At 72.9% G+C, this 26,498-nt stretch carries 22 protein-coding genes, 1 tRNA gene, 1 CRISPR repeat array and 1 riboswitch; of the genes, 10 read left to right on the forward strand and 13 right to left on the reverse strand.

The window, feature by feature from the left end:
- A partial coding sequence (locus C229_RS33570) for a helix-turn-helix domain-containing protein (RefSeq protein ID WP_081639895.1) occupies positions 1-131 on the reverse strand: 131 nt, incomplete at its 3' end.
- Positions 131-547 carry an ATP-binding protein gene (locus C229_RS30390; RefSeq protein WP_420804668.1) on the reverse strand — a complete coding sequence of 139 codons (417 nt, stop codon included), beginning with the start codon at positions 545-547 and terminating at the stop codon, positions 131-133. The genes C229_RS30390 and C229_RS33570, both read right to left, overlap by 1 nt.
- Positions 548-756: 209 nt before the next feature.
- On the opposite strand from C229_RS30390, the gene C229_RS32820 reads away from it, so the two are divergent.
- Both C229_RS32820 and C229_RS0113155 read left to right on the forward strand, forming a co-directional pair.
- Entirely contained in the window at positions 757-1,497 is a 741-nt protein-coding gene (locus C229_RS32820) for a DUF5753 domain-containing protein (protein WP_018655547.1), read from the forward strand.
- Positions 1,485-1,673 carry a DUF397 domain-containing protein gene (locus C229_RS0113155; RefSeq protein ID WP_018655548.1) on the forward strand — a complete coding sequence of 63 codons (189 nt, stop codon included), beginning with the start codon at positions 1,485-1,487 and terminating at the stop codon, positions 1,671-1,673. The genes C229_RS32820 and C229_RS0113155 overlap by 13 nt, the downstream gene beginning before the upstream one ends.
- A 52-nt stretch (positions 1,674-1,725) precedes the next feature.
- Here the strand turns inward: C229_RS0113155 and C229_RS0113160 are convergent, their stop codons facing one another.
- The 4 genes from C229_RS0113160 to C229_RS34675 all read right to left on the reverse strand — a co-directional run bounded on the left by C229_RS0113160 (position 1,726) and on the right by C229_RS34675 (position 4,531).
- Positions 1,726-2,769: a methyltransferase domain-containing protein gene (locus C229_RS0113160; protein WP_240487291.1), complete on the reverse strand. Its 1,044-nt coding sequence runs from the start codon at positions 2,767-2,769 to the stop codon at positions 1,726-1,728.
- 92 nt (positions 2,770-2,861) lie between these two features.
- Positions 2,862-3,779 (reverse strand): helix-turn-helix domain-containing protein, encoded by a 918-nt coding sequence (locus C229_RS30400; RefSeq protein ID WP_051108966.1) that lies wholly within the window; start codon positions 3,777-3,779, stop codon positions 2,862-2,864.
- A gap of 4 nt (positions 3,780-3,783) precedes the next feature.
- Entirely contained in the window at positions 3,784-4,284 is a 501-nt protein-coding gene (locus C229_RS0113170) for a DUF6879 family protein (protein WP_018655550.1), read from the reverse strand.
- Positions 4,253-4,531 carry a hypothetical protein gene (locus C229_RS34675; protein WP_018655551.1) on the reverse strand — a complete coding sequence of 93 codons (279 nt, stop codon included), beginning with the start codon at positions 4,529-4,531 and terminating at the stop codon, positions 4,253-4,255. The genes C229_RS0113170 and C229_RS34675 overlap by 32 nt, the downstream gene beginning before the upstream one ends.
- Before the next feature lie 181 nt (positions 4,532-4,712).
- Between C229_RS34675 and C229_RS0113180 the strand changes: the two genes are divergently transcribed.
- Positions 4,713-5,519: a sugar nucleotide-binding protein gene (locus C229_RS0113180; protein WP_026313749.1), complete on the forward strand. Its 807-nt coding sequence runs from the start codon at positions 4,713-4,715 to the stop codon at positions 5,517-5,519.
- Between the two features lie 116 nt (positions 5,520-5,635).
- Here the strand turns inward: C229_RS0113180 and C229_RS0113185 are convergent, their stop codons facing one another.
- The 4 genes from C229_RS0113185 to C229_RS0113200 all read right to left on the reverse strand — a co-directional run bounded on the left by C229_RS0113185 (position 5,636) and on the right by C229_RS0113200 (position 9,535).
- Positions 5,636-6,235, reverse strand: coding sequence for a DUF1444 domain-containing protein (locus C229_RS0113185; RefSeq protein WP_018655553.1), 600 nt, complete (start codon positions 6,233-6,235; stop codon positions 5,636-5,638).
- A 96-nt stretch (positions 6,236-6,331) separates the two neighbouring features.
- The gene (locus tag C229_RS0113190; protein ID WP_018655554.1) at positions 6,332-7,825 is read right to left on the reverse strand and encodes a cobyric acid synthase; all 1,494 of its coding nucleotides are present in this window, start codon (positions 7,823-7,825) and stop codon (positions 6,332-6,334) included.
- Positions 7,825-8,757 carry a cobalamin biosynthesis protein gene (locus C229_RS0113195; RefSeq protein ID WP_018655555.1) on the reverse strand — a complete coding sequence of 311 codons (933 nt, stop codon included), beginning with the start codon at positions 8,755-8,757 and terminating at the stop codon, positions 7,825-7,827. Before C229_RS0113195 ends, C229_RS0113190 begins: the two co-directional genes overlap by 1 nt.
- On the reverse strand, positions 8,741-9,535 hold the full coding sequence (locus C229_RS0113200) for a phosphotransferase (protein ID WP_033424339.1): 795 nt from the start codon (positions 9,533-9,535) through the stop codon (positions 8,741-8,743). Before C229_RS0113200 ends, C229_RS0113195 begins: the two co-directional genes overlap by 17 nt.
- Before the next feature lie 112 nt (positions 9,536-9,647).
- Between C229_RS0113200 and C229_RS0113205 the strand changes: the two genes are divergently transcribed.
- The 3 genes from C229_RS0113205 to C229_RS0113215 all read left to right on the forward strand — a co-directional run bounded on the left by C229_RS0113205 (position 9,648) and on the right by C229_RS0113215 (position 11,133).
- Positions 9,648-9,721, forward strand: a tRNA-Arg gene (locus tag C229_RS0113205).
- Between the two features lie 55 nt (positions 9,722-9,776).
- Positions 9,777-9,911 carry a hypothetical protein gene (locus tag C229_RS35765; protein ID WP_018655557.1) on the forward strand — a complete coding sequence of 45 codons (135 nt, stop codon included), beginning with the start codon at positions 9,777-9,779 and terminating at the stop codon, positions 9,909-9,911.
- Between the two features lie 52 nt (positions 9,912-9,963).
- Positions 9,964-11,133 carry a glycosyltransferase family 4 protein gene (locus C229_RS0113215; RefSeq protein ID WP_018655558.1) on the forward strand — a complete coding sequence of 390 codons (1,170 nt, stop codon included), beginning with the start codon at positions 9,964-9,966 and terminating at the stop codon, positions 11,131-11,133.
- 12 nt (positions 11,134-11,145) lie between these two features.
- Here the strand turns inward: C229_RS0113215 and C229_RS0113220 are convergent, their stop codons facing one another.
- Positions 11,146-11,529, reverse strand: a complete 384-nt coding sequence (locus tag C229_RS0113220; RefSeq protein ID WP_033424340.1) for an RNA-binding S4 domain-containing protein — start codon at positions 11,527-11,529, stop codon at positions 11,146-11,148.
- Positions 11,530-11,539: 10 nt separating this feature from the next.
- Positions 11,540-13,300: a BCCT family transporter gene (locus C229_RS0113225; RefSeq protein WP_240487251.1), complete on the reverse strand. Its 1,761-nt coding sequence runs from the start codon at positions 13,298-13,300 to the stop codon at positions 11,540-11,542.
- 356 nt (positions 13,301-13,656) lie between these two features.
- On the opposite strand from C229_RS0113225, the gene C229_RS0113230 reads away from it, so the two are divergent.
- The gene (locus C229_RS0113230; RefSeq protein ID WP_018655561.1) at positions 13,657-14,796 is read left to right on the forward strand and encodes an FKBP-type peptidyl-prolyl cis-trans isomerase; all 1,140 of its coding nucleotides are present in this window, start codon (positions 13,657-13,659) and stop codon (positions 14,794-14,796) included.
- A 205-nt stretch (positions 14,797-15,001) separates the two neighbouring features.
- The gene (locus C229_RS34945; RefSeq protein WP_205624480.1) at positions 15,002-18,229 is read left to right on the forward strand and encodes a transglycosylase domain-containing protein; all 3,228 of its coding nucleotides are present in this window, start codon (positions 15,002-15,004) and stop codon (positions 18,227-18,229) included.
- Between the two features lie 67 nt (positions 18,230-18,296).
- Positions 18,297-18,594: a CRISPR direct-repeat array (repeat unit 30 nt; unit sequence GTTGCGACCCCTCTTAGGGGCGATGGGGAC).
- A 336-nt stretch (positions 18,595-18,930) separates the two neighbouring features.
- Here the strand turns inward: C229_RS34945 and C229_RS34210 are convergent.
- Complete coding sequence (locus tag C229_RS34210) at positions 18,931-19,311, reverse strand: hypothetical protein (RefSeq protein ID WP_018655563.1); 381 nt, start codon at positions 19,309-19,311, stop codon at positions 18,931-18,933.
- A 50-nt stretch (positions 19,312-19,361) separates the two neighbouring features.
- Positions 19,362-19,478: riboswitch (SAM riboswitch) on the forward strand.
- Positions 19,479-19,522: 44 nt separating this feature from the next.
- Between C229_RS34210 and C229_RS30415 the strand changes: the two genes are divergently transcribed.
- The gene (locus tag C229_RS30415; RefSeq protein ID WP_051108967.1) at positions 19,523-20,818 is read left to right on the forward strand and encodes an aminotransferase class V-fold PLP-dependent enzyme; all 1,296 of its coding nucleotides are present in this window, start codon (positions 19,523-19,525) and stop codon (positions 20,816-20,818) included.
- An 88-nt stretch (positions 20,819-20,906) separates the two neighbouring features.
- Positions 20,907-26,477, forward strand: coding sequence for an SseB family protein (locus C229_RS0113255; RefSeq protein WP_026313753.1), 5,571 nt, complete (start codon positions 20,907-20,909; stop codon positions 26,475-26,477).
- Positions 26,478-26,498: the final 21 nt, after the last annotated feature.

The following is a 26,498-nucleotide window of genomic DNA, read 5'->3' on the forward strand; positions in this document are numbered from 1 at the left end:
ATGACCTCGGCGCGGTCGAACCGCAGGTGCCCCGACGGCGTCGTCCCCGCCGCCAGCAACCCCCTCCGCGTCCACCGCACCACCGTGTACGAGGTCACGCCGAACAACCGCGCGACCTCTTTCGTCTTCATCATCTGCACCGAATCGCCGCCCACGTCACCTTTCCCTTGTCATCCGCGAGGCACTGCCAGCCCCACAAACCGCCCGTAAGACTGTCCACGATGAACAACCCCCGACCGGACTCCCGAACAAAATCCGGCTCCCCAATACGAGGCGGATGAGCCGAATCGGAATCCCACACCTCCACCACCGCACCCACATCACACCGGTACAACCGCAACACAACGCCCCACGACCCGGCCACATGCGCCACCGCGTTCGTCACCAGCTCAGACGCCACCAACCGCACGTCCTCGACCACCCCGGCGGGAAAGCCCTCCGCATCCGCCCACTGCCCGGCCAGATCACGCGCCTCCCCCACCCACACGGCACCCGCAACCGTTCCGCCACACGGCGGTCTGTGCTCGGTGATACCGGAAGTGATCATCATGCGGCCCTTCTCGTGTTCGATCGCACTCCGCGTTCGTGTCGGATTTGCAGCTCTCGACGACAGATTCGCACGCCGATTCTCGAAAAACCCCCTCCACGCTCGATCCAGCAACTAAGGTGCTGCCATCTGGTGAACACTGCACGTAGCAGGGGGTACGTATGCCTCAACCAGCACCATTGACCACGCACGCCCGATTCGGGGCTGTAGTGGACAAGTGGCGACAACACGCCGGATTCAACGGCAAGACACTGGCCAAACTGGTCTACAAGAGCGCGTCCTGGGTGAGCGGCGTCCAGCTAGGAACGCTCCGCTGCAAGTGGGAGGACGCCTGCGCGCTGGACGCGGCCACGGGCGCGAACGGCGAGATCATGCAGGCGTGGAAGGACTTCGTAGACAAGAGCGCCTACCCACCGTTCTACGACGACTTCCCCCGCGAAGAGCGCACGGCCGTACAGCTCCGAGCGTACGAGTGGAGGCTGGTGTCCGGTCTCCTCCAGACCGACGACTACGCCCGCGTCATCCTCGGCGGCGACGAGCGCCGCATGGAAGGCCGCAAGCGGCGGCAGGAGATCCTGTTCCGCCCCGACCCGCCGCTGTTCCACGTCCTACTGGACTCCAGCGTGCTCACCCGCATGGTCGGCTCCCCGAAGATCATGGCCGACCAGACCCGCGCCCTGGTGAAGATGTCGCACATGCCGCGCATCTTCATTCACATCTCACCCCAGGAGGTCTACCACCACGGCGCCGCTGGCGCGTTCATCATCGCCACCCAGGCCGACCGCTCCGAGATGATGTACGCGGGTTCGATGGGCGGAGGCTCGACGCTGGTGCTCGCCGAACACCTGAGTGAGGCGCATGAGGCGTGGGATATTCTGCGCTCCGAAGCGATGAACGCCGCGGAGAGCCGCGCGTTCATGGAAGAGAAGGGACGTGCATGGAACTCCTGACCGGCGCACAGTGGCGCAAGTCCCGTCGCTCCGACGAGAGCGGCGACAACTGCATCGAAGTCGCCAACGTCCCCACCACGGTAGCCGTCCGCGACAGCAAGGACCCGAGCGGCCCGAAGCTCCTCGTAGACCGCGACAACTTCCGCCGTTTCGCGGAGACCGTCAAGACCCTCTGAGCGCAGAGAGCGCCCCCGGCCCCGACACACTCGGGCCGGGGGCGTCTGGTGTTCAGGGAGTGATCGGGTTGTCCGGGGAGTCGAGCCACAGGTGCTGGCCGGTGGGGGTGACGGTCATCCCGAAACGGTCGCGGCTCGGGCTGCCCCACGCGAGCCAGCGCAGGTAGGCGGCCTCCACTTCGGTCCACAGACGCCGGGGCCCCGCCTGGAACACTGGGAAGACGTCCCGGCCCGGCTCGAAGTCCACCAGAGCCCACGCACCGTCCGGGTCACGCAGATGCAGCCGGACGCACCCGCCCCCGGTCTCCTCCTCGACGGACGTCACTCCCGGCACGAGCCCCGCGACGGCCACATCGCACCCGTACGACTCACCCGCGACCGCGCGCGGGTCCACTCGGGTCTCACCCGGCTCGGCGTCCTCCTCCACGGCGGGCGCATAGTCCCCGAACCGCTGCGAACGCAGCATCATGTATCCCGCGTTGCCCGCGAAACGACCGATGCCGCGTCCGTCCCCGGTCACGGTCAGCCAGGCCCGATGCCCGAACGCGAAACCGGGCATCCACGGAAACACCACACGGCCCCCGGGCCGCGTCTGCCGAATCCACGCGTACGGCACCTCCCGCACCCCGCACGTGACATGCACGCGATCGTACGGAGCCCCCGCCTCCCACCCGTCCGCCCCGTCCCCCTCGACCACGCCAGGCCCCAGACCGGCGTCCCGCAGGTTCGCCCTCGCCTCCCGCACCACCCCGGCGTCGATCTCGACACTCGTCACGCTCTCGTCCCCGAGCCGCCACGCGAGCAACCCCGCCGTCCACCCGGTACCGGTGCCGACCTCCAGCACCCGCTGGTGATCCCGCACACCGAGCAGATCGAGGAACGCCACGACGACGCCGGGCGCCGACAGCGACGAGGTGAAGTCCTCGCCGCCCGCCTCCAGCGCACCGGCGCCGTCATCGAACTGCGTGACGATCGAGACATCGGAGTACACCGCACGCAGCCACGCCTCCTCGTCCACGTCCCGCCGAACGAGACGCGCGGGCCCGTCCCAGCGTCCGACCCACGCCGCCGAGGGCGCGAACACGTGCCGAGGCACGGCGTGCAATACCCGACGCCACTCCTCATCGAGGGAATATCCCGACGCGACGAGCCCATCGGCCATTCCCTCGATGTAGTGGGCGATGCCCTTCACTTCCCGCCCTTCTTGACCGGGCGATCCCCGTCCGACGTCGGCTTCGGCAACTTGATCGGCTGCGGCTTCTCCTTGGGCGCTTCGTGCTTCCCCACCGTTCGTCTCCTTCCGTCTCTGTCCCGCTCCTTGACCGCGACGGTAGGGACACTCACACCCAGGACGCCAGAACGTTGCTTCAAGTTCCTCCCAGCCGTGCCCGAGCCCCCTCGATCTCCGCCCCGGCTGCCGCCCCGAACACCGCCTGCGCCCGCAATGCACCAAAACCCGTGGGTGCGCCCCTCCGGGATGATGCCCACCGACACGTACGGGAGCGCCGACACCTCGTGGAGGTGGTCGAGCTGGGCGTTCATCACGTCGACGCCGCCCGTGTTGTTCGTGAGCGCGGACGCCTCCAGCAAGAACGCGAACGCAGGCGCCCCGGTGCCCAGGAATCTCTTGCGCGCCATCCGGTTCTGCGCGGCCTCCGCGACGTCGCCGACCGGCAGGCCGTGCAGCCCGGCATGGATCGTGAATTGCGCCTCGGCGTACTCGACCGTCTGCAAGAAGCCGGGTATGAACAACGACTCGTACACCCGAATGAGCTTGGACGCGGCATACAGGTCCATCGCATGGAATTGAAGACGCTTCATGCCGCGCCGATGGCGCCGCCGATAATCGGTCCACATGTGCTCGATCTCGCGACCGGCGGCGATCAGTTCCGCGATCGACGCTCCGGCGCCGCAGGCGACGGCCCATCTCCGGATGTCGTCCTCACTCGGATTCTGCGTCGCGTGCTCGATCTTGGAGACCTTGGTCTTGTGCCATCCGCACCGCCGGGCCAGTTCGACGCCGGTGAGGCCGGCGCCGAGCCGCAAGTCTCTGAGCTGGGCGCCGAGGGCCTGCCGTGCGGATTCGGACGGCTGCCGATCCGACACCGTGCTACGGCTCGTACTCGCCGTTGGGCGTCCCGAGTGACCACGCCCGCTCGAACGCCTCGTTGCAGAAATTCACCACGTCCGGGTCGGTGGAGAGCTGGATATCGGACTGCTGGTCGTCCCCGCCGATCAGGTTGAACACGACCAGGTCGTCGCGGATCAGGCAGTCGTTCCCCGGCAGCGGAACGGCGGAGACCCTGTGCCGGGGAAGCCATCTGAGCCGTTCGTCCGGGTCGGCAATATCGACCGCCATTCGCTGGTACTCCGAAAGCGGCTCGGAAACGACCCGGACGCGACGGAACGGGAAACCGCGAGCGGCCCTCTCGGCACGAGCGTCCCGGTGCCCGCGCATCGTCTTCTCGACGGCGGCGCGATCACCCGCACGCCACGCCTCAAAAAGACCCCGGTCCACCTCATAACCGTCCCGAAGCTCCAGCTTCCGCACCTCCTGCGCCGGTTCCCCGAACAACACCTCAAGGCGCCGCTTCGCCGAGATCGATTCCATAATGCTCCCTGACATACTTCCGGACGAAAACGGCCGCCGCAGGCCCAGAGATCTCAACGAACCCCTCATCGTCGCCCAGCGCCACCAACTGCGCCCCCACATCGGCCCCCCGCGCCTTGCCCTGGACGACCCAGGAGCCGCGATCGGTCGAATAGAAGGTGTCGCACTCGATATCACCCTGCGAGCCGGGGTCCTTACAGTAAAAGGTGACGACCGGCCCGTCACCCTCCCCGTTCCCACGCCCCATACGCGCTCCCCTCGCCCACCCGGATACGACCCCGCGAACCCCTCGCCGGTCAAGACGCCCACACGCCACACCCCACCTACTCACCGCACGGGGACGGGCGACCTGCGTGGCGGCTCCTGCACCTGCTCGATCTCCAGGAGGACCCTCCCCGCCCAGCGTGGCGGCCTCATCGTTTCCGCCCATGAGCCTCTTGATCGTGGGCGGAAGCGGGCACCTGGGCCGCCGGGTCGTCCGGCGAGCCGTCGCCGTCGGACACGCCATGGCGGCCACCTACACGAGCCGTCCCGGTGACGCCGACGTCCGGTGGCTGCCCGTCGATCTTCGTGCTCCCGATCAGATCGCCACCGCCCTCGCCGCCGTCCGTCCGTCCGCCGTGATCAACGTCGCGGTCCGGCCGGCCGACTGGGCCACGACCGCCGACGGAGCCGCCCGCCTGGCCGCCGCGACCCGCGGCCACGGGTGCCGCCTGGTGCACGTCTCCAGCGACGCCGTCTTCTCGGGCCGGGACGTCCACTACGACGAGGCGGCCCTCCCCGATCCCGTCACCCCCTACGGGGCGGCGAAAGCCGCCGCCGAAACGGCGGTCCGCGCGCTGACCCCCTCGGCCGTCATCGCCCGCACGTCCCTGATCATCGGAGACGGAGACTCCAAACACGAGACGTTCGTCCGCGACCTCGCCACCGGGCGACGCGACGGTGAACTGTTCGTCGACGACATCCGCTGCCCGATCCACGCCGACGACCTGGCAGCCGCCCTAGTGGAGATCGCCGAAGGCGACCACGCCGGGACCGTCCACCTCCCCGGACCGGACGCCGTCAGCCGCTACGAACTCGGCGTACTCCTCACCCGCCGCGACGGCCTAGACCCCGCCCTCCTGCGACCCGCGCACCGCCCCGACTCCCCAAGGGACATCCGCCTCGACGGAACCCACACCCAGAAAGAACTGACAACCCGCCTACGCGGCGCACACAAGTTCCTCACACGGTGAGCGGCGGGCTCCTGGTCGCCCGCGAAAGCCTCACCGCGTCGCGGACACCATCGAGCCCTCTGAACACAGCCGAACGCCCCTCGCTCCGGCGCACGGCTGGGACGAGCGGCGGCCCGTCAGGCCAAGACGTCCCACTGGCCCGAGCGGCGGACGAGGAGGTCTCGGCTCAGGAGCGTGCCCGCCGGGATGTCGGCGGCCGGGGGTGCGTCGTCCTCGTGGCGGCCGTCGGCCCAGATGCGGCCGACGGCCCAGCGGAGCTTGTCCACTCCGTCCGGGTGGCCGGTGCCGGTGGCGACGAAGACGTCCCGCGCGGGCGTCGCGACGACGAGGTCGCCTTCGACGTCCTGTTCGAGCTTCTCCAGGAAGCCGTCGTCCAGGAGCAGGCCCGCCTCCAGGCCGCCGAGGGTCACGGTGACGGCGCGGGCGTCCGGGTACCAGTGCAGCGACAGTTCGGGCCGCAGCGTGCGCAGGTTCAGCGTGGCCAGGCCCGCGAGCGCCGACGGGCGCAGGTCGAGTTCGGCGCAGTGCCGCGCGGCGACGTGCTCGTAGCGGCGGCGGCCGTCGTCGGTGACCTCGAACGCGTACGTGACGTACAGGTCGCCGGCCAGGTCGTCGCGGACGGGCTCCTCCCCCGGCGGCAACGGGAACTCAAGCTGGACCTCCGCCGGAACCCGCGCCTTCAACAGCGGGACGATCGCACTGCTCCGCTCGGTCACGGGTGGTTCCTCCTGTGCGGTCGCCGGACGCCGAATGGATCACCCTACCGGTGCGTACGCCGCCGCCGCGGGAACACCGCCGTTCCGGTAGGCCGGTCAGCGCGGCGGGCCGCCGGGCGGCACCACCGGGAGGCCGGACGGGGCGCCGCCGTCGATCAGGCGGCGCAGCGCGGCGGTGTCGAGGTGCTGTTCGACCAGGTCACCGAGGGTGTCGAGGCTCCGTTCGCGCAGGGCGGCGAAGGACACGTCGGGCGCCGGGGTGAAGTCGCGTCCGGCGACGTGCGCGACGTCGGTGAGGAAGGCGCGGCGGAACGCGTCGTTCTCCAGCGCGCCGTGCCAGGTGGTGCCCCAGACGGCTCCGGCGCGGCAGCCGTCGAGGAACGGGTCGCCGCCGTCGACGTGGACGGTGCCGTGGTGGATCTCGTAGCCCTCGACCGGGTGCCCGTAGGCGTGGCCGGTGGGGCGGGCCAGGGTCTTCGCCGCCGCGAACACGACGTCGGCGGGGAGCAGCCCGAGGCCGTCGACGCGGCCCCGGCGGGACTCCACGTCGTCGGTGATCGAGCGCGCCAGCATCTGGTGGCCGCCGCAGATGCCGAGCACCGGACGATCGTCCCGCGCGCGACGGACGATCACGTCCGCGATGCCGCGTTCGCGCAGCCAGTCCAGGTCGGCGACGGTCGCGCGGCTGCCCGGCAGGACGACCAGGTCGGCGTCGGTGAGGTCGCCGGGGCCGGTCGCGTACCGGACGGCGACACCGGGCTCGCACACCAGCGCGTCCAGGTCGGTGAAGTTCGAGATGCGTGGATACCGGACGACGGCGACGCGCAGCGTGTCCCGCCCGTGGGGGGCGAGGGCGGCGGCGCGCGGGGCGTCCAGGGCGAGGGAGTCTTCGGAGTCGAGGTGCAGACCGGGCGTCCAGGGCAGAACGCCGTAGGTCGGGCGGCCGGTGAGGGCGTGCAACTGGTCGAGGCCGGGGCGGAGCAGCTCGACCGCGCCCCGGAACTTGTTGACGACGAACCCCGCGACGAGCGCCTGGTCGGCGGGTTCGAGCAGCGCGACCGTCCCGAACAGGGACGCGAACACCCCGCCCCGGTCGATGTCGCCCACCACGACGACCGGGAGCCCGGCGGCGCGCGCCAGCCCCATGTTCACGATGTCGTTCGCCCTCAGGTTGATCTCCGCCGGGCTTCCGGCGCCCTCGCAGACGACGACGTCGTGGCTGCCGCGCAGCTCCTCCAGGCACTCCAGGACGATCTTCTTGAGCCGGGCCTTGTGGGCGCCGTATTCCAGAGCGTCGACGTCGGCCACGGGCCTGCCGAGGACGACGACCTGGCTCCGGCGGTCGCTGCCCGGCTTGAGCAGCACGGGATTCATGACGGCGGCGGGCGTGACACCCGCCGCCTGCGCCTGCATGTACTGGGCGCGGCCGATCTCGGCGCCGTCCGCCGTCACCATCGAGTTCAGCGACATGTTCTGCGCCTTGAACGGCGCCACCTGCACGCCCTCGCGCCGCAGCCACCGGCAGATCCCGGCCGCGACGAGGCTCTTCCCGGCGTCCGACGTCGTCCCCGCGACCAGCAGCGCGCCCATCAGCCCGCCCGCCGGGCCAGCGCCAGGGCGGCGGCCGAGGCGAGGAGCGCCGCCGCGAGCGTCACGGCCGTCGAGAGGCGGGTCGCGCGGCGGACGTCCGCGACCGCCGGGGGCCGCCCGTCGCCCAGCGTGGGCCGGGTCTCGGTGCGCCCGTGGTAGACGTTGGCGCCGCCGAGCCGGACGCCGAGCGCGCCCGCGAACGCCGCCTCGCAGCGGCCCGCGTTGGGGCTGGGATGGGCGGCGCCGTCGCGGCGCAGCACGCGCCAGGCGTCCGAGCGCGGCGCGCACGCGACCGTGAGCAGTCCCGTGAGGCGGGCGGGCGCCCAGTTCGCGACGTCGTCGAGCCGCGCCGACGCCCACCCGAAGTTCGCGTACCGGGCGTTGCGGTAGCCGACCATGGCGTCGAGCGTGTTCACCGCGCGGTAGGCGGCGAGGCCGGGGACGCCCGCGACCGCGCCCCACACCAGCGGCGCGATGGCGGCGTCCGACGTGTTCTCCGCGACGGACTCGACGGTGGCGCGGGCGAGCGCGGCGGCGTCCAGACCGCTCGGGTCGCGCGCGCACAGGTGCGTCAGCCGGGCGCGGGCCGCCGCGAGGTCGCCGCGTTCCAGATGTCCCGCCATGGCCCGGCCCTCGCGGCCCAGCGACGTGCCGCCGAGCACCGCCCACGTGACGGCCGCCGTCGCCCCGGCGTGCAGGACGGGCCGCCGCCGCGTCGCGCGCTCGGCGGCCACGCCCAGCGCGGCGGTGCCGCCGACGAGAACGGCGGTGAACACGGCGCCGCGCGCCCGGTCGTCGCCGTAGAGGCGGTGTTCGACGGCGCGGGCGGCCCGCCCGAACGCGGCGACGGGATGGCCGCGCCGGGGGTCGGCCAGCAGCGCGTCGAGGGCGACGCCCGCGAGCAGCCCGGCGGCCCTAGACCAGGTGGCCATCGAGATCGTCCCAGTGCAGTTCCATCCAGTCCTGCGCGCGGCGGATGCGGCGGCCCGCGCCGCCGTCCCACAGTGCGGCCCAGACGCCGCCGCGCCGCTCGGCGCGCTCGCGCATGACGCGGTAGGAGCGCTCGAACCGGGCCCACGCGGCGGGCAGCAGCCAGCGGCGCTCGTCGCGGGCGAGGCCGTAGGCGTCGCAGAACAGCCGGACGCGCGGGCCGGGATCGACGTGGTAGAGGAGCCGGTCGCGGTCGGCGGGGTCGGCGAGCGGCGCCCAGTGCCGGACGGCGGTGACGACGTCGTACAGCCGCGTCGTGGGCCGCGCGAGGTCGAAGTCGATCAGGGCGACGGGCGTTCCGTCGCGGAAGACGACGTTCTCCGGGGTGATGTCGCAGTGCCCGATGAGTTCGGGTTCGACGTCGAGGTCGGCGGGCTCGGCGTCCCAGCGCGCCCCGGCCGGTGGGTCGTAGCCTTGGACGGCGTCGTGGTAGCGGCGCAGCAGCCGCGCGACGCCCGCGAGCGCGTCGTCGGCGGCGGCGTAGCCGGGCAGCGCGCCGCGCGGCACGTCGCCCTCGACGTACGACAGCACTTCGCGCCCCTGCTCGTCGACGCCGAGGAAGCGCGGCGCCCCGTCGAACCCGACGTCCTCCAGATACCGCAGCAGCCCGTGCACGGCGGGACCGTGCGCCCCCAGGGGCCGCCGCACGGTCTCCCCGACGCGCACCACACCGTCCGCGAGGCCCTCCCGCGAGAGCACCCTTTCGACCTCACCCGCCACGCTGACCCACGATAGAACCTCCCCGCCCCCACGCAGACCACCCGAAACAGAGGTGGAGCCAGCACACCCGCCGCCCTACACTGTGACCCGGTGCCCACCCCTTGAGCACCGAGCGCCCGTAGCTCAGCTGGATAGAGCACCGGTCTTCTAAACCGACGGTCGCGGGTTCGAATCCTGCCGGGCGCGCTCTCTTTCCCCTGTTGTTCCACTCGTCCCCTCTGCCGAACGAGGCGGTGGGGCGTTGAGTTCCCGGCCTTTCACCCCAGCGGCCGAAGTCATTTACGTCGCCGAGCAGTACGGTCCCGACCCGATCGGCGACGCCTGGGAGCACCTGTTCCTGGACGTCTGGACGAACCCGGCGCCGCGGTCCGGCTGAACGTCGGCGCCGCGTATCGTGACGCTTTGCAAGCGGGGGCGCAGGAGGGGCGATGAAGCGACCGAAGATCATTTACGTCACGTTCAACGTGTACGGCGTCGGCGGGACCGTGCGGACGGTCGTCACGCAGGCGAACGCGCTCGTGGCGCGCGGCTTCGACGTGGAGATCGCCGTCATGCAGCGCACGCAGGAGCAACCCGCGTTCCCGCTGGACGGACGCGTCCGCGTCGTCCCCCTCACCGACGAACGCGCCGAAGCGCCCAAGCCGGACGAGGACGGCACCGAGGACACGTCCTGGCACGCCGGACTCCCCGAGCAGATGTCCGCCGACCCGCTGTCGCGGCGGCGCACCGGCAACCTCGTCGCGTACCTGCGCGGGGTGCGGGAGGGCATCGTCGTCGCCACCCGGGCCAGCATCGCGCTGATCGTCCGGAACCATCTTCCGGCGGACGTGCCCCGGATCGTCCAGGAGCACATGCACGCCCTGGCGCACAAGGGCGTGTGGCGCGACCACGTCGAGGCGACCTATCCGACGTTCGATGCGATCGTCACGCTCAGCCGCTCCGACCTCGACCACTACGCGGGCCTCTTCCCCGGCGTCCGGGTGCGCCGCATCCCGAACGCCGTGCACTCGCTCGACGTCCCGCAGACCGGCCACGCGGCCAAGGTCGTCGTCACGGCGGGACGGCTGGACGAGAACAAGGGCTTCCACCAGCTCATCGCCGCGTTCGAGCGGGTCGTCGAGCGCCACCCGGACTGGACGCTGCGCATCTACGGCGGCGGCCCGGAGGAGGAGCGCCTGCGCCGGATGGTGCTCAAGCGCCACCTGTACAACAACGTGTTCGTCATGGGACCGACCCGCGAACTCGACCGGCGCCTCGCCCAGGGCTCGATCTTCGCGATGAGCTCCAAGTCCGAAGGCTTCGGCATGGTGCTCCTGGAGGCGATGAACTGCGGCCTGCCCGCCGTCAGCTACGCCTGCCCCATCGGCCCCCGCGAGATCCTCACCGGCGACGTCGACGGGCTGCTCATCCCCGAACAGGACGTGGACGCCCTCGCGGACGGCATCAACCGCCTCATCGGGGACGAATCACTGCGCCGCAAGCTCAGCGACGCGGCCCGCCGCACGGTGGCCGAGCACTACGGCCCCGACCCGATCGCCGACGCCTGGGAGCACCTGTTCCTGGAGGTCTGGAAGAACCCCTCGCCCCGTCCCGCCTGACGCGCGCGGCCGTCAGCCCTGTTCGAGGTCGCGGCGGAGCCGGTCGAGTTCGCGCCGGTCGCGCTTGGTGGGACGCCCGGCGCCCCGGTCGCGGCGCGCCACGGGGACCAGCGCCTCGCGCGGCGGCGGCGGAGGGCTGTGGTCGGTGTAGGCGAGGGCGGCGGCGGGCGGCCCGACGCGCTTGCGCAGGATCTGACGCACCTCGACGACGCGTTCGCGCCCGTCCAGCCGGACGCGGATGCGGTCGCCGGGACGCACGACGGCGGCGGGCTTGACGCGCTCGTCGTTCACCCGCACGTGACCGCCCCGGCACGCGGCCGTGGCCATCGAGCGGGTCTTCACCAGCCGGATCGACCAGATGTAGACGTCGACCCGCACCGACCCTTCGTCCGCCATGCAGACGACCCTAACCGCTGCCGGGGACGGAACGCCGCGCCCGAGCCTCCCCGTCCGGCTCGCACGGGCTGATGTCGAGGACGAAGTCGCCGTCGTAGCGGTCGCGGCCCGTGTCGACGGCGGCCTCGACCACCTCCCGGCCGCGCCGGCTGCGCAGGATGAGCGGGTCGCGCCGCAGGTCGCGGGTGAGCGCGACGCACATGAGCACCAGGACGATGAGGAACGGCACCGACACCAGGATCGTGAGGTTCTGCAACCCGGTCAGCGCGGCGTCGCCGCCGCCGCCGATGATCAGCATGATCGCCGCGACGCCGCCGGTCAGCACGCCCCAGACGATCACGACGGGCCGGGTGGGGTCGAGCGTGCCGTGCTGGGAGAGCGTCCCCATGACGAGCGACGCCGAGTCGGCGCCGGTCACGAAGAAGATCGCGATGAGGACGATGACGAGCACGCTCACCGCGCCGAAGATCGGGAACTCGCGCAGCATGGTGAACATCTGCGCCTCGGGCGACCCGGCGTCGGCGAGCGGCACCCCGCGCGCCTGCAACAGCGTGCTGGTGCCGCCGAACACCGCGAACCAGACCAGGCTGACCAGGCACGGCGCGAGGATGACGCCGCCGACGAACTGGCGGATCGTGCGGCCCCGGCTGATGCGGGCGATGAACATGCCGACGAACGGCGTCCAGGAGATCCACCACGCCCAGTAGAAGATCGTCCACTGCGCGAGCCAGGCGTCGACGCCGGGGCCGCCGGTCGCCTCGGTGCGGCCGACGAGCTGCGGCAGCTCGCCGAGGTAGGCGCCGATCGACGTCGGGATCATGTTGAGGATCTGCACGGTCGGGCCGACGAGGAAGACGAACACCAGCAGCACGAACGCCAGCACCATGTTGATGTTGGCGAGCCACTGGATGCCGCGCGCGATGCCCGAGACGGCGGACGCGACGAACGCCAGCGTGAGCGCCGCGATCACGAGCACCAGCAGCGTGTCGTCGAAGTCGGTGACCCAGCCCAGCTCGGTGAGGCCGCTGCCGATCTGGAGGGCGCCGATGCCGAGGGACGCGGCCGAGCCGAACAGCGTCGCGAAGATCGCGAGGATGTCGATGACCTTGCCGACCGGGCCCTCGGTGTTGCGGCGGCCGATGAGCGGCGTGAAGACCGAGCTGATCGTCTGCCGCCGGCCGCGCCGGAACGCGCTGTAGGCGATCGCCAGGCCCATGATCGAGTAGATGGCCCAGGGGTGCAGCGTCCAGTGGAACAGCGTGGTCGCCATCGCGGTCTCGATGCGGGCCGGGGCGGGGTCGCCGGGCCCGTGCGTGCCGGGCGGCGGCTCGGTGAAGTGCGCGAGCGGCTCGTTGACGCCGTAGAACATGAGGCCGATGCCCATGCCGGTGCTGAACATCATGGCGATCCACGAGACCGTGCGGAATTCGGGTTCTTCGCCGTCCGCCCCGAGACGAATACGGCCGTAACGGCTGAACGCGATCCAGAGGGCGAAGATGACGAATCCCGACGTCGCCAGGACGAATCCCCAGCCGCCATTTCCGATGACGCCCGCCAGCAACGCCGCCGACACGTCCTGGAGGACGTCGGTGGCGACGGCGCCCCAGACGACGAACGCGAGCGTCAGGGTCGTGGTGACGCCGAAGACGAGCCAGTCCGTTCGAGGACGCCGCTTCTGCCCGGAATTAGGGCTTATGCCCGCCACTTCGCTTTGATGCACCATGTCGAGCCTCTGGTCGTCGTCGATCCCTCCGGAGAACACATCCGTCATGCCCGAGTCGCGCTTTCCGGACACGGCGGCTTGGGAAAAGAAGGAACAACGGCTGCGGAATCTCCCCGGCCGGAACGTCGCGGCCGGGGCGCGGGTCTCCGCCGTCCGGGACGCGACGGCCCGGCGCGAATCCGCATGTCCCGGCGCCGTCCGCCCCTTTCGCCCCGGGTCGCGGGCGGCGGTATCGTGGTCGCTTCCCCCCGCCGTCCACCGGCGGGCCGAAGGTCAGGACGGCCAGTCCCGGACCGGTAGATTACGGACCGGTCGTCTTTGCCCTGTTTTCACAGTCCTCTTAGGTGCGCGGTGGCAGGGTGTGACCGTTGCCGTGTCGTCGATCCCGGAGCGAGTGAGGAAACATGTCTGAGGATGACAAGCCCCGGGGTGAACCGCCGGCCAAGGCGAAGATTCCGAACGCCAAGAACATCCGCAGCCCCCAGTTCACCCCGCACGGCATCAGCGCGGGGCGGCGCGGTGGCTCGCGGCCGTCCGGGCTGACCGCCGCGCAGGCCAAGAAGCGCCAGCGGCTCGGCATCCTCGCCGCCGTCGTCGCGGTGCTCGCCGCGGCGGGCGGCGTCGCGTACGTCGTCACCCGGCCCGACCCGGTGATCGAGGTCACGGGCGCGTTCGGCAAGCAGCCGAAGATCTCCATCCCGGAGGAGATCGCGCCCACGTCCAAGCTCAGGGTGACGACGCCGATCAAGGGCGACGGCTCGGCCATCGCGAACGGCTCCACCGTGTTCGGCCGCTTCGCCTTCTACCAGTGGGCGCCCGACACCGGCTCCGAGCGCGACAAGAAGAGCACCAACAAGGAACTCGGCAACACCTTCAAGCCGAACCCCCAGAACCCGCAGTCGAACCAGGTCCAGCCGCTCGTCATCGGCAAGACGGGGCTGAAGGGCGTCGACGCGGGCCTCGTCGGCAAGACGGCGGGAAGCCGCGTCGTCCTGGAGATCCCGCCGAGCCAGGGCTTCGGTGAGCAGGGCGAGCAGATGGGCCTGTCCCCCAAGGACTCGGTCGTCTTCGTCATCGACGTGCTGAACGTCTTCGACGACAAGTCCGGCCCGACCGGCGAGCCGAAGAACCCCGGCAAGGACCTGCCCAAGGTCGCCGCCGCCGAGCCCGGCAAGGCGCCCAAGGTGACGATCCCGAAGACGGACGCGCCGGAGAAGCTGGAGACGCACACCGTCATCGCGGGCACCGGCAAGGCGCTGGCCAAGAACGACCAGGCCGTCGTCCGCTACCAGGGGCAGCTCTGGCGCAACGGCAAGCAGTTCGACAGCAACTACGGCAGCGCGCCCACCGTCTTCCCGATCGGGACCGGCGCCACCGTGCCCGGCTTCGACAAGGGACTCACCGGCCAGAAGGTCGGCAGCCGCGTCATGCTCGTCCTGCCGCCGGCGGACGGCTACGGCAAGGACGGCAACCCGCAGGCCGCGGTCCCGATCAAGGGCGACGACGTGCTGGTGTTCATCGTGGACATCCTCGGCGTCGTCTGATCCGGACCAGCAGGACACGCCTGACGGCGGGGCCCCTCGGACGGGGTCCCGCCGTTCGGTTTTGAACGTTTCGGGGACGTCCGGGCGACAACCCGCGCGGGTGGTCGGCCGTCCCCTCTTGCAGACCCGAGGGCCCTGTGCACGACCGGCCGAAGGCACTGTTCCCCTCGGGTATCGTCGGTAACGGAATCATCACGGGGGGCTTGTGAGCGACAGCGACAGGAAACCGGCGGGCAGGACGCCCACCGGGGAGAACGAGGTCGTGGACGGCGCCGCCAACGGTGCCGCCCCGTCCGGTGAGGGTTCCACCGCCCGCGTCAACGGGACGGGCGGAGCACGGCCGGCCGCCGGTCCGGCCAGCACGAACGGCGCGTCCCGCGCCGAACCCGACGCGACCGCCCCCGAGACCCCCGCCCCCTCTCCCGGCGACACCGACTCCCCGGCGAACGACGACGAGCCCACCGACGCGCCCGACCCTCGCGGCACAACGGCCGACGACGCGAACTCCCCCGGCACCTCGACCAAGCCGAGCACCGACGACACGGCGGCCCTTCCCCCGAGCGCCGAACCCATGGGGCCACGCACCGACGACGCGGGAACCCCTGCTGGCACCGCGCCGGCCGGAGCGACCGCCGTTCCCCCCGCCGAGGCACGCCCCGACCACGACGCGGGCGCCCCCGGCAGCGCCGCGCCCACCGGCGCGGCGGCCCCACCCGCGCGCGGCGAACCCTCGACCGACGACGCGGGCGCCCCAGTCGGCGCCACTTCGGCCGTCTCCGCAGCCGGTGACGTCCCCGCCGGGGCGGCGTCCGCCACGGCGAGCGAGACGGCCCGGCTCGGCACCCCCGCCGGAGACGGCGCGGACTCCCCCACAGGCGCCCCGTCGTCGGGCGCGACCGGCGATGGCGCGCCCAAGGGCAGCGCGCCCGAGGGCAGCGCGACCAGTGACAGCGCGGCCGGAGCCAGCGCGACCGGAGGCAGCGCGACCGGAGGCAGCGCGACCGGAGGCAGCGCGACCGGAGGCAGCGCGACCGGAGGCAGCGCGACCGGAGGCAGCGCGACCGGAGGCAGCGCGACCGGAGGCAGCGCGACCGGAGGCAGCGCGACCGGAGGCAGCGCGACCGGTGACGGCGCGGCCGGGGGCAGCGCGACCGGTGACGGCGCGCCCAAGGGCGGCGCGGCCGGGGGCGGCGCGGCCGGAAGCAGCGCGACCGGCGACGGCGCGGCCGAGGGCGGCGCGGCGACGCGGGGGCTCGGGGAGGCTCCGGCGGCGGAGACGAAGACGTCGGCCGTGCCTCCCGCGAAGCCGCCGCGCAGCAAGCGCGCGCGGTACACGCGACGCGTCGCGATCGGTCTGCTGGCGTTCGTCGGGTTCGTGCTCGCGGCGTTCGGCGTCGCGTACCTGTTCACGCCCGTCCCGTCGCCGCAGGAGGCGGCGATCGCCCAGGGGCCGACGTTCTACTACAGCGACGGCAAGACCCAGATCGCCAAGACGGGCGTGAACCGCGAGGCCGTCGGCATGGAGGACATCCCGAAGGGCGTCCGCGACGCCGTCATCGCCGCCGAGAACCGCAGCTTCTATGAAGACCCCGGCGTCTCGCTGAAGGGCACGGCCCGCGCGTTCTGGTCCACCGCGACCGGCGAGCAGCTCCAGGGCGGCTCGACCATCACGCAGCAGATGGTCCGCAACTACTACGGCGGCATCGGCAAGGAACGCTCGATCACCCGCAAGCTCAAGGAGATCATGGTCTCCTTGAAGGTCGGCCGGGAGAAGTCCAAGGACTGGATTCTGGAGCAGTACCTCAACACGATCTTCTTCGGCCGGAACGCCTACGGCGTCCAGGCCGCCGCCAAGGCGTACTACGGCAAGGACGTCAAGGACCTCACACCCGCCGAGGGCGCCTACCTCGCAGCGGCGATCCAGCAGCCGTCCAACTTCGCCGAGCTGACCGACCGCAACCGGCCCGGCGCCGAGGCGCGGTGGCGCGCCGTCATGAACAACATGGTGCGCGACGGCTCGGTCGGCGCCGCCGAGGCCGCGCAGATGAAGTTCCCCGTCCCGCAGGAGCTGAAGGTCACCGACATCCTCAAGGGCCAGAAGGGCTACATGGTCAACGTGGCCAAGAAGGAGCTCATCGAGCGCCGCGGCTACAGCGAGGACGAGATCAACCGCGCCGGCCTGCGCATCACCACGACGTTCGACAAGCAGCTCATGGACCAGCTCCGCCAGTCCGTCACCGGGAACCTGCCGAACGGGCTGAGCAAGAAGGTGCGGACGGCGGCGGTCTCGGTCGACCCGGCGACGGGCCGCGTCCTGGCGTTCTACGGCGGGCGCAACTACCTGACCGAGCCGCTGAGCAGTGCGTTCTACGACCACGCGCAGGCCGGGTCGGGGTTCAAGCCGATCGTGCTCGCCGCCGCCTTGGAGGACGGCAAGAGCCTGACCAGCAGCTACGACGGCAGTTCCCCGCAGTACTACGACGGCGGCCAGCCGATCGAGAACAACGGCGGGACGAGCTACGGTCCCGTCAACCTCGTCACGATGACGCAGAACTCGGTCAACACGGCGTACGTCAACCTCAACCGGGACGTCGGCGCACAGAAGGTCGCCAAGATGGCCGAGAAGCTCGGCATCGCGCCGAGCCAGATGACCAAGGAGCAGCGGGCGGCGGCGTCGTTCCCGCTCGGCATCGTCTCGGTGCATCCCGTCCAGCAGGCGTCGGTGTACGCGACGTTCGCGGCCGAGGGCGTGTACCGGACGCCGCACGTGGTGCGGTCGGTCGCGGTCGACGGCGGCAAGACCCGCACGTTCAGCGAGAAGGGCAAGCGGGCGTTCAGCGTCCAGACCGCCCGTGACGCGAACTACGCCATGCAACAGGTCGTGCGCAGCGGAACCGGTACGGGCGCCCAGCTCCCGGACGGACGCGACGTCGCGGGCAAGACCGGCACGACGGAGAACGGCGTCGCGATCTGGTTCAACGGGTACACGCCGCAGCTCGCGACGAGCGTGACGATGTTCCACAAGGACCGCAAGCCGATGACGATCCCCGGCTACAGCGTGTTCGGCGGGCAGCTCCCCGCGCGGATCTGGAACTCGTACATGCGCGAGGCGGTGTCGATCGAGAACATGGAGCCGAAGGAGTTCGGCTCACCGTCCCTGCGTCCCGGCGGCGGCTACACCGGCGACCCCTACCAGGGCCGCCCGTCGGTGCCCTCGTACCGCCCGCAGGAACCGCAGCGCCCGTCCACCCCGTCCCGCCCGACCCAGCCCCGCCCATCCGAACCGAGCCCACCCCGCCCCCCGACCGAACCCGAACTCCCACCCAACCCAGGCGGCGGCGACCCACCCGGCGGTGGCGGCGGTGGCGGTGGAGGCGGAGGAGGCGGCGGCTTCCCCGGCGGCGGCGTCCCCAACCTGGACCTCCACCGCTGACCCGACCCCACCCCCGTGGGTCCCGGCCACCACCCGGGACCCACAAAAGCCTGTGGATCCCGCATTTGTTGCGACCCCTCTTAGGGGCGATGGGGACCGGTCAAGCGCCGTGTGACCACCCGGTCGCGGGCGCGGTTGCGACCCCTCTTAGGGGCGATGGGGACACCGCGACATCCGCGCGCGCCTGGACGAGGCAGCAGCGTTGCGACCCCTCTTAGGGGCGATGGGGACGCGGCAGGTGAGCGCGCTCGCGCAGTGGGCCGTGGACGCGTTGCGACCCCTCTTAGGGGCGATGGGGACTGGCGCCCGCACCCGTCGCACCGCAGCAGCCGCTGGTTGCGACCCCTCTTAGGGGCGATGGGGACCCCACGGTAAAGCCGCAGCTCAGTTCTTCGTGATGCCACGGATTTTGGGGGCGGATTTCAGCGAGCCTCCGGTCGTGCTGTGGGTCCCGGCGTGTCGCTGAAATCCGGGGCCATGGGTTCGCGCTCAGAGTACGTCGGCTGCGTGCGTTCCGCAGCATCGGCGCGAAGAGCGATGTGAGGAATGGGCCGCCGGGTGCCGGGGTGTGATGCTCGGTGTGATCCCGTCCGCTGGCGGAGGTGGTCGCCGCCGGGGGCTTGCTCTGCCGGCGGCGGCCCGGCGCGGTTGGGGCCTGCCCGGTGTTGCCGTGTGACACGGGCTGGTCGTGGTGGGGCGGGTCAGTCGCAGGCTCGGCCGAGGTTGCGGGGGGTTGCGGCGGTGGACTTGGTCAGTTGGGTGGTGTCGCCCGTTGTGAGAGGCGTCACGGCGGCGCGGAGGGTGGTGGACTCGGACTTCAGGGTCTTCTTCAGCGTCGCGTCGTCGGCCTTGGCGGCGAGGCCGTCCAGCTTGGCGGCGAGTGCGTCGGTGGGGGCCTTCCACTGGGCCGGGACGTTCGCCGGGACGGCCTGGATCTGCGTCATGTACCGGGCGTACGCCGTACGGGCCTCGGCGCAGACCTCGGCGGTGTTCGAGCCGCCGAGGAGCGAGCAACCCGTGACGAGGGTGAGGGTGGTCGCGGCCAGGAGGGCCGCCGATGCCCGGAATCGGGTTGTCTGCACTTGGGTCTCCCACTTGATCGGCGTGCGCGTGCGCCTATAATTCCGCACAAGGTCATGAGTGCCAGCGCAAAGCCCCGGCTTGCTGGCCGGCAACCCTTCGTCCGCGATGGGGTGCCCCGGGTGAAGACCGGGCCGTCCCGCGCTCGCGGTGGCGGCAAGTGCGGACCGCCCGTCACCCGGGGGTCCCTGACTCCCCCGGGAGGGTCCGGCCATGTCGCTCGCCACTGTCACGTTCCTTGAGACGTCACCGACCCCGTCTCCGGTTCTGCCGCGTGTGCTCGGCGCCGACGTCCCCGTCCCGCTCGACGGCGGCGGCACCGTCCCCTACGCGAACTTCGACTACGCGGCGAGCACCCCGTGTCTGGAGAGCGTCCAGGACGCGGTGACGGCCGCGCTGCCCTTCTACAGCAGCGTGCACCGGGGCGCCGGGCACCTGTCGCAGGTCAGCACCGACGCTTACGAGAGCGCCCGCGCGACCGTCCGGGACTTCCTCGGCGCGCACGACCGGGACGCCGTCGTCTTCACCCGCAACACCACCGACGCCATAAACCTGCTCGCGTCGGCGCTCCCGCGCGGCACCACCGTCGTCGTCTTCGACAGCGAGCACCACGCGACGCTGCTGCCGTGGCGGCGGGCGGTGCGGCTGCCCGCCCCGGCGTCGCCGCTGGACGCGGTCGCCGCCGCCGAGCGGGCGCTGGCCGGAGCGCCCGCCGGGCCCCGGCTGCTGGTGGTGACGGCCGCGTCCAACGTCACCGGCGAACTGTGGCCGGTCGCCGAGCTGGCGGACGTCGCGCACCGGCACGGGGCGCGCATCGCGGTGGACGCGGCGCAGCTCGTCGCGCACCGTCCGCTCGACATGGCCGCGCTCGACCTCGACTACGTCGCGTTCTCCGGGCACAAGCTGTACGCGCCGTTCGGCGCCGGGGTCCTCGCGGGCCGCGCCGACTGGCTGCGCGCCGCACCGCCGTACCTGCGCGGCGGCGGCGCCAGCGCGGCCGTATCCGGCGACGGCGTCGAGTGGAAGACCGAGCCGGAGGCGCGGCACGAGGCGGGGACGCCGAACGTCCTCGGCGCCGTCGCGCTCGCCGCCGCCTGCCGGACGCTGGAATCGGCGGGCTGGGACGCGGTCGTCGCGGCCGAGGAACGGCTGCTGCGGCGGCTGCGGGACGGGCTCGCCGCCGTCCCCGGCGTGCGCGAACTCACGTTGTTCGGCCAGCGGCAGCCGCGCGTCGGGATAGTGTCGTTCGTCATCGACGGGTGGGAGGCCCGCGACGCCGCGCTGGCGCTGTCCGGAACGTATGGAATCGGAGTACGGGACGGGAAATTCTGCGCGCATCCGCTGGTCGACCGGCTGCTCGGCGGAACCCCCGCCGAGCGGGGCTGCGAGGCCCCGGCCGGGACGGCGCTGCGGGCGAGTCTCGGCCTCGGGACGACCGGCGCGCACGTGGACCGGCTGGTCGCGGCCGTCGCGGCGCTGGCCCGGGCGCCGCTCGCGTCCCGGACGTGAGCTCCCGTCACGGACCTGGAAGACGGGGAGCTTTGCGCCTGTTCGCCCATGTAGCGTAGGCAGGTCCGTAGCGGAGACGAATCAGGGGGTGGCGACCGTGGCCGACGCGTGGCGGCCCACGTCAGCGCTGGAGGAACGGCTCGCGGACGCGGTCGCGTCGGGCGACCAGGAGGGGTACTTCCGCGCGCTGGCGGGGGCGGAACTGGTGGTGCCCGTGGCGCCGGAGGTCGTCGACGGCGTCCTCGGCGGCGGCGCGCGGCCGACGTGGCCGACGCACGAGGAGGACGGGCGCGTCTACGCGCTGGTCTACACGTCGGCGGCGGCGATGCGCGCCTGCCTCGGCGACGGTTACCGGCACTTCCTCACCCTCACCTTCCAGGACCTCGCGCAGTCGTGGCCGGACAACGCCTGGTGGCTCGCCGTGGACGTTCCCGCGGCGTCCTCGCCGGGCGTCGCGCCGCTCCCGATCGAGGGGCGTCTGCCGTCGTGGTTCGTCCGGCAGCTCGCGGACGGCGACGCGCACCCGCCGCAGGCCGGACGTCCGGGGTTGCTGGCTCGTCACGCGTCCCCCGGCGCGCCCGACGGCACGGCACCGGCGCAGGACGCGGCGTCCCGCCCGTCCGAGCCCGGCGACACGTCGGCCCCGTCGACGCCGCACGCGCAGGGCGACCCCTCACCCCGCCCCAACCCGCTCGCTAAGGCACCACCCACGCAGCACGCCGCCCACCAGGCACGCGACGACGCCGCACCGCACGACCGGGCACGGCACACTGGTGAGGCGTCTTCGTCGGGCCGGAACGACGCTCCGGGGACCGACCCGGCCGTCCCGCAACTGGGCCACGCCGACGCCTCCCGCGCCACCGGCATGACCCAGACCGGCGCGACGCCGCACGCAAAGGGCGCACCCCAGCCGGGACGTGACGAGTCCACCCCGCACGAGACGACCGCACCGGGCCTCCCCGACACCAGACCGAGCGACCCGCACGGCACCGGCGCGACGCCGCTGGGCTCGCATGGGCTGGCGCCGCGCCCGCACAACGCATCGCGCCCAGACCAAGACGACGCCGCCCCGAGCGACCCGCACGGCACCAGCGCGACGCCGCAGGTCTCGCACGAGTCCGCGCCTCATACGCAGGGCGCGCCGCGACCGGACCAGGACGACGCCATGCCGCATGGCACCGGCGCGACGCCGCTGGGCTCGCGTGGGCTCGCGCCGCACCCGCAGAGCGCGCCGCGACCAGGCCAAGACGATGCCGTGCCGCGCGGTACGGGCGCGACGCCGCTGGGATCGCACGCGCAGGGTGCGCCGGACGACGCCGCCCTCGGTGGTTCTCGTGCGGGCGGCGGCGCTGGGCAGAACTCCTTGCCCGGTCGCGACGACGCGTCGGTCGATCCGCGTGTCAGCGGCGGGACGCCGCTGGACCCGCGCGGGGTGCCGCATGCGCAGCCTGGCCGTGACGTGGATGATGCGCGTCCGGACGGTGGGGCGGCGTTGGGTTCGCCGGGGTCGGACGAAGCCGAGCCCGGCGCGGCACCGGGTGTGCCCGGCGGCTCGGGTTCGGCAGGGTCGGACGCGTGGGGTGCTCGTGCGGACGAGGCCCCGGCCGGGCGCGGGGACGCTGCGCCGCCGGACGGGTTCGGGGTGGAGCCGCCGCGCTCCGCCGCGCCCTCGCCTCCGGCGTCGGCGGAGGACGGCGGGGGCGCTTCGTTCCCCGGGCTGTCGTCGCCGTTCGCCCAGGAGCCCGGGGCCGGGCCGGGTGCGCCTCCGCCCTTCGTGGCCGAGGGTTCCGGGCCGGGGTTCCCGGCGTCCGGTGGTCCGTCGCGGCCGGAGGACGCGCTGCCCAGACGGCGCGATGGTGCGCCCGCGCAGGAGGGGCCGTCCAATGCGCGCCCCGACGAGGGGTTCTCGTACCTCCCGGCCGAGGGGCCGCCGCCGTTCGCGGCCGGGCGGCCTCCCTACGGCGCGGGCGTTGAGCCCGGCGCGCCGTCGCAGGGCGGGCCCGCCGGTGCGGACCGTCCGCAGAGTCCGGGCGAGCCGCCCGTGCCCGACGGCGGCCACGGGCGGGCATTCCCGACATCCGACGACGCGGGCCAGCCGCCGTACACGCCCGACCCCCGCGCAGGCCGGACATACGAGCCGACGAGCGAAGGCCCGGCGCCCGTCGCGGGCGGACCGTCCGACGCACGCCCGGAAGGCGCGCGCCCGGCGCACGACGCCCCGGCTTCGAGCCAGAGCCCCGCGCCGCACGCGGGCGGGACGGCGCCCGGACAGCCGACGTCCGCCGCGCTCCCGGAGCACGACGCCCCGGCTGCCAGCCAGAGCCTCGCGCCGCACGCGAGCGGGACGGCGCCCGCACTCCCGCCGCACGGCGGCGCGCCTGCGGGCGAAGACCGGCCGCCCTTCGCGGGCGGGGCACACCAGCCCCCCGCGCCTGGAACCATCGAACCCGCGTCCGGCGCGCGACCGGAAGGCGCGCTCCCGCACGGCGCCGCGCCCGCAGACCGGACGCCCTTCGCCACCGACCCCACGCCCGGGTCCGACACGCGCGCGGAAGCCGGACTCCCCCCGCACGGCGGCGCACCGGGAGCCCCGACGCCCGACGCACGGACAGGCGGCCCCCTCTCGTCGCACAGCGGCGCCCCCCTGAGCGAAGGGCAAGCGCCGTCGACGGCCGACGCGCGGCACGAAGGCGCGCTCCCACCGCTCGACGGCGTGCCCGCCCACGAGGACCGGGCGCCTTTCGCGGGCGACCCGTCCGAAGCCTTCACGCCGAGCACGGACGAACCGCCCAGCGCACGAACGGAAGGCGCCGCCCCGCCCCGCGAAGGCGTCCCCGGGCGTGAAAGCCAAGCTCCGTTCGCGGCCGGACCGCCCGAAGGCTTCGCGCCGGGTACGGACGAGCCGTCCGCAGCCGGTACCCGACCCGGGGGCGGGCTCCCGCCGCACGACGCCCCCGCGAGCGACAACCGCGCCCCGGGCCTTGACGAACCGTCCGCGCCCCACGCGCAGGCGGAAGGCAGCCTCCCGCCGCTCGACGCGCCCGCACCGGGCCTCAACGGCCCGTCCGCGCCCGACACGCGAACGGAAGGCACGCTCCCCCCGCACAGCGGCACCCCCGCGAGCGACAATCGCGCCCCGGAAGGCACGAACAACGCGCTCACGCCGGGCCTCAACAAACCGTCCGCACCGGGCACGCGAACGGAAAGCGCGCTCCCGCCGCGCAGCGGCACGACCGACGCACCCGCGCCGGGCCTCAACGAGCCGACCGCGCCCGACACACGCACGGAGGGCGCACGCCCGCCGCACGGCGGCGCCCCCGCGAGCGACAACCGCGCCCCGGGCGGCACCAACAACGCGCCCGTGCCGGGCCTCAGCGAACCGTCCGCGCCCGACGCACGTACCGAAGGCTCGCTCCCGCCGCGCAGCGGCACGAGCAGCGCACCCGTGCCGGGCCTCAACGAGCCGTCCGCACGCGACGCACGTACCGAAGGCTCGCTCCCGCCGCGCGGCGGCGCGAGCGACGCTTCCGCGCTGGGACTCAGCGAGCCGTCCGCGCCCGACGCACGTACCGAAGGTGCGCTTCCGCCGCGCGGCGGCGCGAGCGACGCGCCCGCGCCGCACGTATCGGTGGAAGGGGCTCAGGCCCCCTACGGGGCTTCGGCCGATGCGCCGGGGGTGGGTGATGCGGGGCCCGGGGGGGACGATGAGGCTCCCTGGGAGAGTGTGCGGGAGCAGCGGGCCGGGCGGCGGGCGGAGCGGCGGGCCGGGTTTCAGGCCGCCAACGACGTCGAGCGGGCGTTGCTGGCGGCGGCCGGGGCCGACGATCACGATCTGTTCGTGCAGACGCTCGCCGACGCCGAGATCCTGCTGCCGGTCCCCGAGGAGATGGACTACACGCTGCGGCCCGGGCGCACCGGGTTCCCGTGGCGCACGGTCGAGGTCGACGGGGTCCGGGCGCTGCCGCTGTACACGTCGCCCGAGCGGCTGGTCGAGGCGGCGCGCGCCGAGGGCACCGGCACCGAGTACCTGACGCTGCCGTTCACGAACGTGCTGCGGTACTGGCCCGAGCCGGGACTCATGCTGGCCGTGAACTCCGGTTCCCCGGCGGGCGGGACGATCCTCGCCGACCAGTTGCCGGGCCTGGCGGGCTGGGCCGACCAGCGGACGGCGCGGCGGATGGCCGAGGCGTTCGACCCGCAGAACGACGTCGAGCAGCGCCTGTTCGAGGCCGCGCTGCGCCGCGACACCGACGCGTTCTTCAAGGTGCTGCTGGGCGCGCAGGTCCTCGTCCCGGCCGACCCGGAGACGCCGTGGGGCATCACCCCCGACGACTCCGAGTTCCCGTGGCGGCCGGTGCCGGTGCACGGACGGCCGTCGATCCAGGTGTTCACGTCGCTGCGCTGGATGAACGAGGCGATCGGTTCGTCCCGGTTCGTCATGCCGAGCCTCCTGGAGATCGTCACGGCGTGGCCGGACGGCGGCTGGACGCTCGTCCTGAACCCGGGCACCCCGATCGACGCGACGCTGACCGCCGACCAGGTGCGCGCCCTGAGCGGCCCCGCGCCCACGGCCCCCGAGCCGCGCCCGATCGAGACGCCGCAGCTCCCCGAGCAGCCGTTCACCCCGGGCAACCGCATCGACCAGGAACTCCACGAAGCCGCCCTCGGCGGCGACTCGGACGCGTTCCTGCGCGTCCTGCTGGCCGCCAACGTGCTCGTCCCCATCCCGGACGACGCGCCGCTGGAGGTCACGCCGGTGCAGGGCGACTTCCGCTGGGACGCGGCGCTGCGCGACGCGGGCTCGGTGCGGGTGTTCACGTCGCTGGTGCGGCTGCGGGACGTGCTGCCCGAGTCGCGGTTCGTCTACGCCGACTTCCGCGAGCTGATCGCGGCGTGGCCGCGCGACGACTGGGCGATGGTCCTCAATCCGGGCACCCGGATCGGCGCGTCGCTGGAGGGCGAGCAGGTCCGCGCGCTGAGCGCGTGGGCGGTGCGGGTCGGCCTGGTGCGGGCCCGTCCGGAGATGACGGTGCCGCCGTCGCTGGAGACGGGGCCGCGCCCGCTGCCGGTCGAGGAGCGGCCCGCGCCGGACCCGTACGCGGGTCTGCCGGAGCCGGAGGGCGAACCGGTCGCGCAGCCGACGATCATGCAGAAGGTCGTGCCGCACGAGCACGTCGGCTGGTACCTGGAGCAGGGGTACGACCGCGTCGGCGGCTTCGTGCATCCGACGTCGGACGTCGCCGAACTCCAGACGCCCGACCAGCTCTACGCGACGCTGGGCCTGCTGTCGGACGGGGCCGCGTTCGCGCCGGACGACGCGGCGGTGCACGTGATCCGCTGGCCCGCGTACTGCCCGGCGCTGTACCGGGTGCCGTTCGGCGGCCGGTCCGAGGCCGACCTGGCCGCGTGGGGCGAGGCGGGCTGGGTGGTGGAGGCCGCGCCGTTCGAGGGCGGCGGGTTCGCGCCGGGCAGTGCCGGGACGATCCGCGAGTACAAGGTCGACAGCGTCCGGTTGCCGTACGGCGCGGAGATGTACGTGCTGGGCGCCGACCGGTCCGAGCGGTTCGTGGCGATGTACGACCCGGACCGGCTGGCGTGGCTGCGTCCGGAGGGCGACGGCGCGGTGCCCGAGCCGGACCGGTCCGACGCGACCTCCTGAGCGCTGACGGAAGGGCGGGCA

Origin of the sequence: Actinomadura flavalba DSM 45200, from assembly GCF_000374305.1 — a bacterium.
Lineage (GTDB): Bacteria > Actinomycetota > Actinomycetes > Streptosporangiales > Streptosporangiaceae > Spirillospora > Spirillospora flavalba.

What these genes read in the sequence shown, in the direction of transcription:
- C229_RS30390 (WP_420804668.1), bottom strand. Translation starts at nt 547, where the DNA reads ATGATCACTTCCGGTATCACCGAGCACAGACCGCCGTGTGGCGGAACG.
- C229_RS0113155 (WP_018655548.1), top strand. Translation starts at nt 1,485, where the DNA reads ATGGAACTCCTGACCGGCGCACAGTGGCGCAAGTCCCGTCGCTCCGAC.
- C229_RS0113170 (WP_018655550.1), bottom strand. Translation starts at nt 4,284, where the DNA reads ATGGAATCGATCTCGGCGAAGCGGCGCCTTGAGGTGTTGTTCGGGGAA.
- C229_RS34675 (WP_018655551.1), bottom strand. Translation starts at nt 4,531, where the DNA reads ATGGGGCGTGGGAACGGGGAGGGTGACGGGCCGGTCGTCACCTTTTAC.
- C229_RS0113180 (WP_026313749.1), top strand. Translation starts at nt 4,713, where the DNA reads ATGAGCCTCTTGATCGTGGGCGGAAGCGGGCACCTGGGCCGCCGGGTC.
- C229_RS0113190 (WP_018655554.1), bottom strand. Translation starts at nt 7,825, where the DNA reads ATGGGCGCGCTGCTGGTCGCGGGGACGACGTCGGACGCCGGGAAGAGC.
- C229_RS0113195 (WP_018655555.1), bottom strand. Translation starts at nt 8,757, where the DNA reads ATGGCCACCTGGTCTAGGGCCGCCGGGCTGCTCGCGGGCGTCGCCCTC.
- C229_RS0113215 (WP_018655558.1), top strand. Translation starts at nt 9,964, where the DNA reads ATGAAGCGACCGAAGATCATTTACGTCACGTTCAACGTGTACGGCGTC.
- C229_RS0113220 (WP_033424340.1), bottom strand. Translation starts at nt 11,529, where the DNA reads ATGGCGGACGAAGGGTCGGTGCGGGTCGACGTCTACATCTGGTCGATC.
- C229_RS0113225 (WP_240487251.1), bottom strand. Translation starts at nt 13,300, where the DNA reads ATGACGGATGTGTTCTCCGGAGGGATCGACGACGACCAGAGGCTCGAC.
- C229_RS0113230 (WP_018655561.1), top strand. Translation starts at nt 13,657, where the DNA reads ATGTCTGAGGATGACAAGCCCCGGGGTGAACCGCCGGCCAAGGCGAAG.
- C229_RS30415 (WP_051108967.1), top strand. Translation starts at nt 19,523, where the DNA reads ATGTCGCTCGCCACTGTCACGTTCCTTGAGACGTCACCGACCCCGTCT.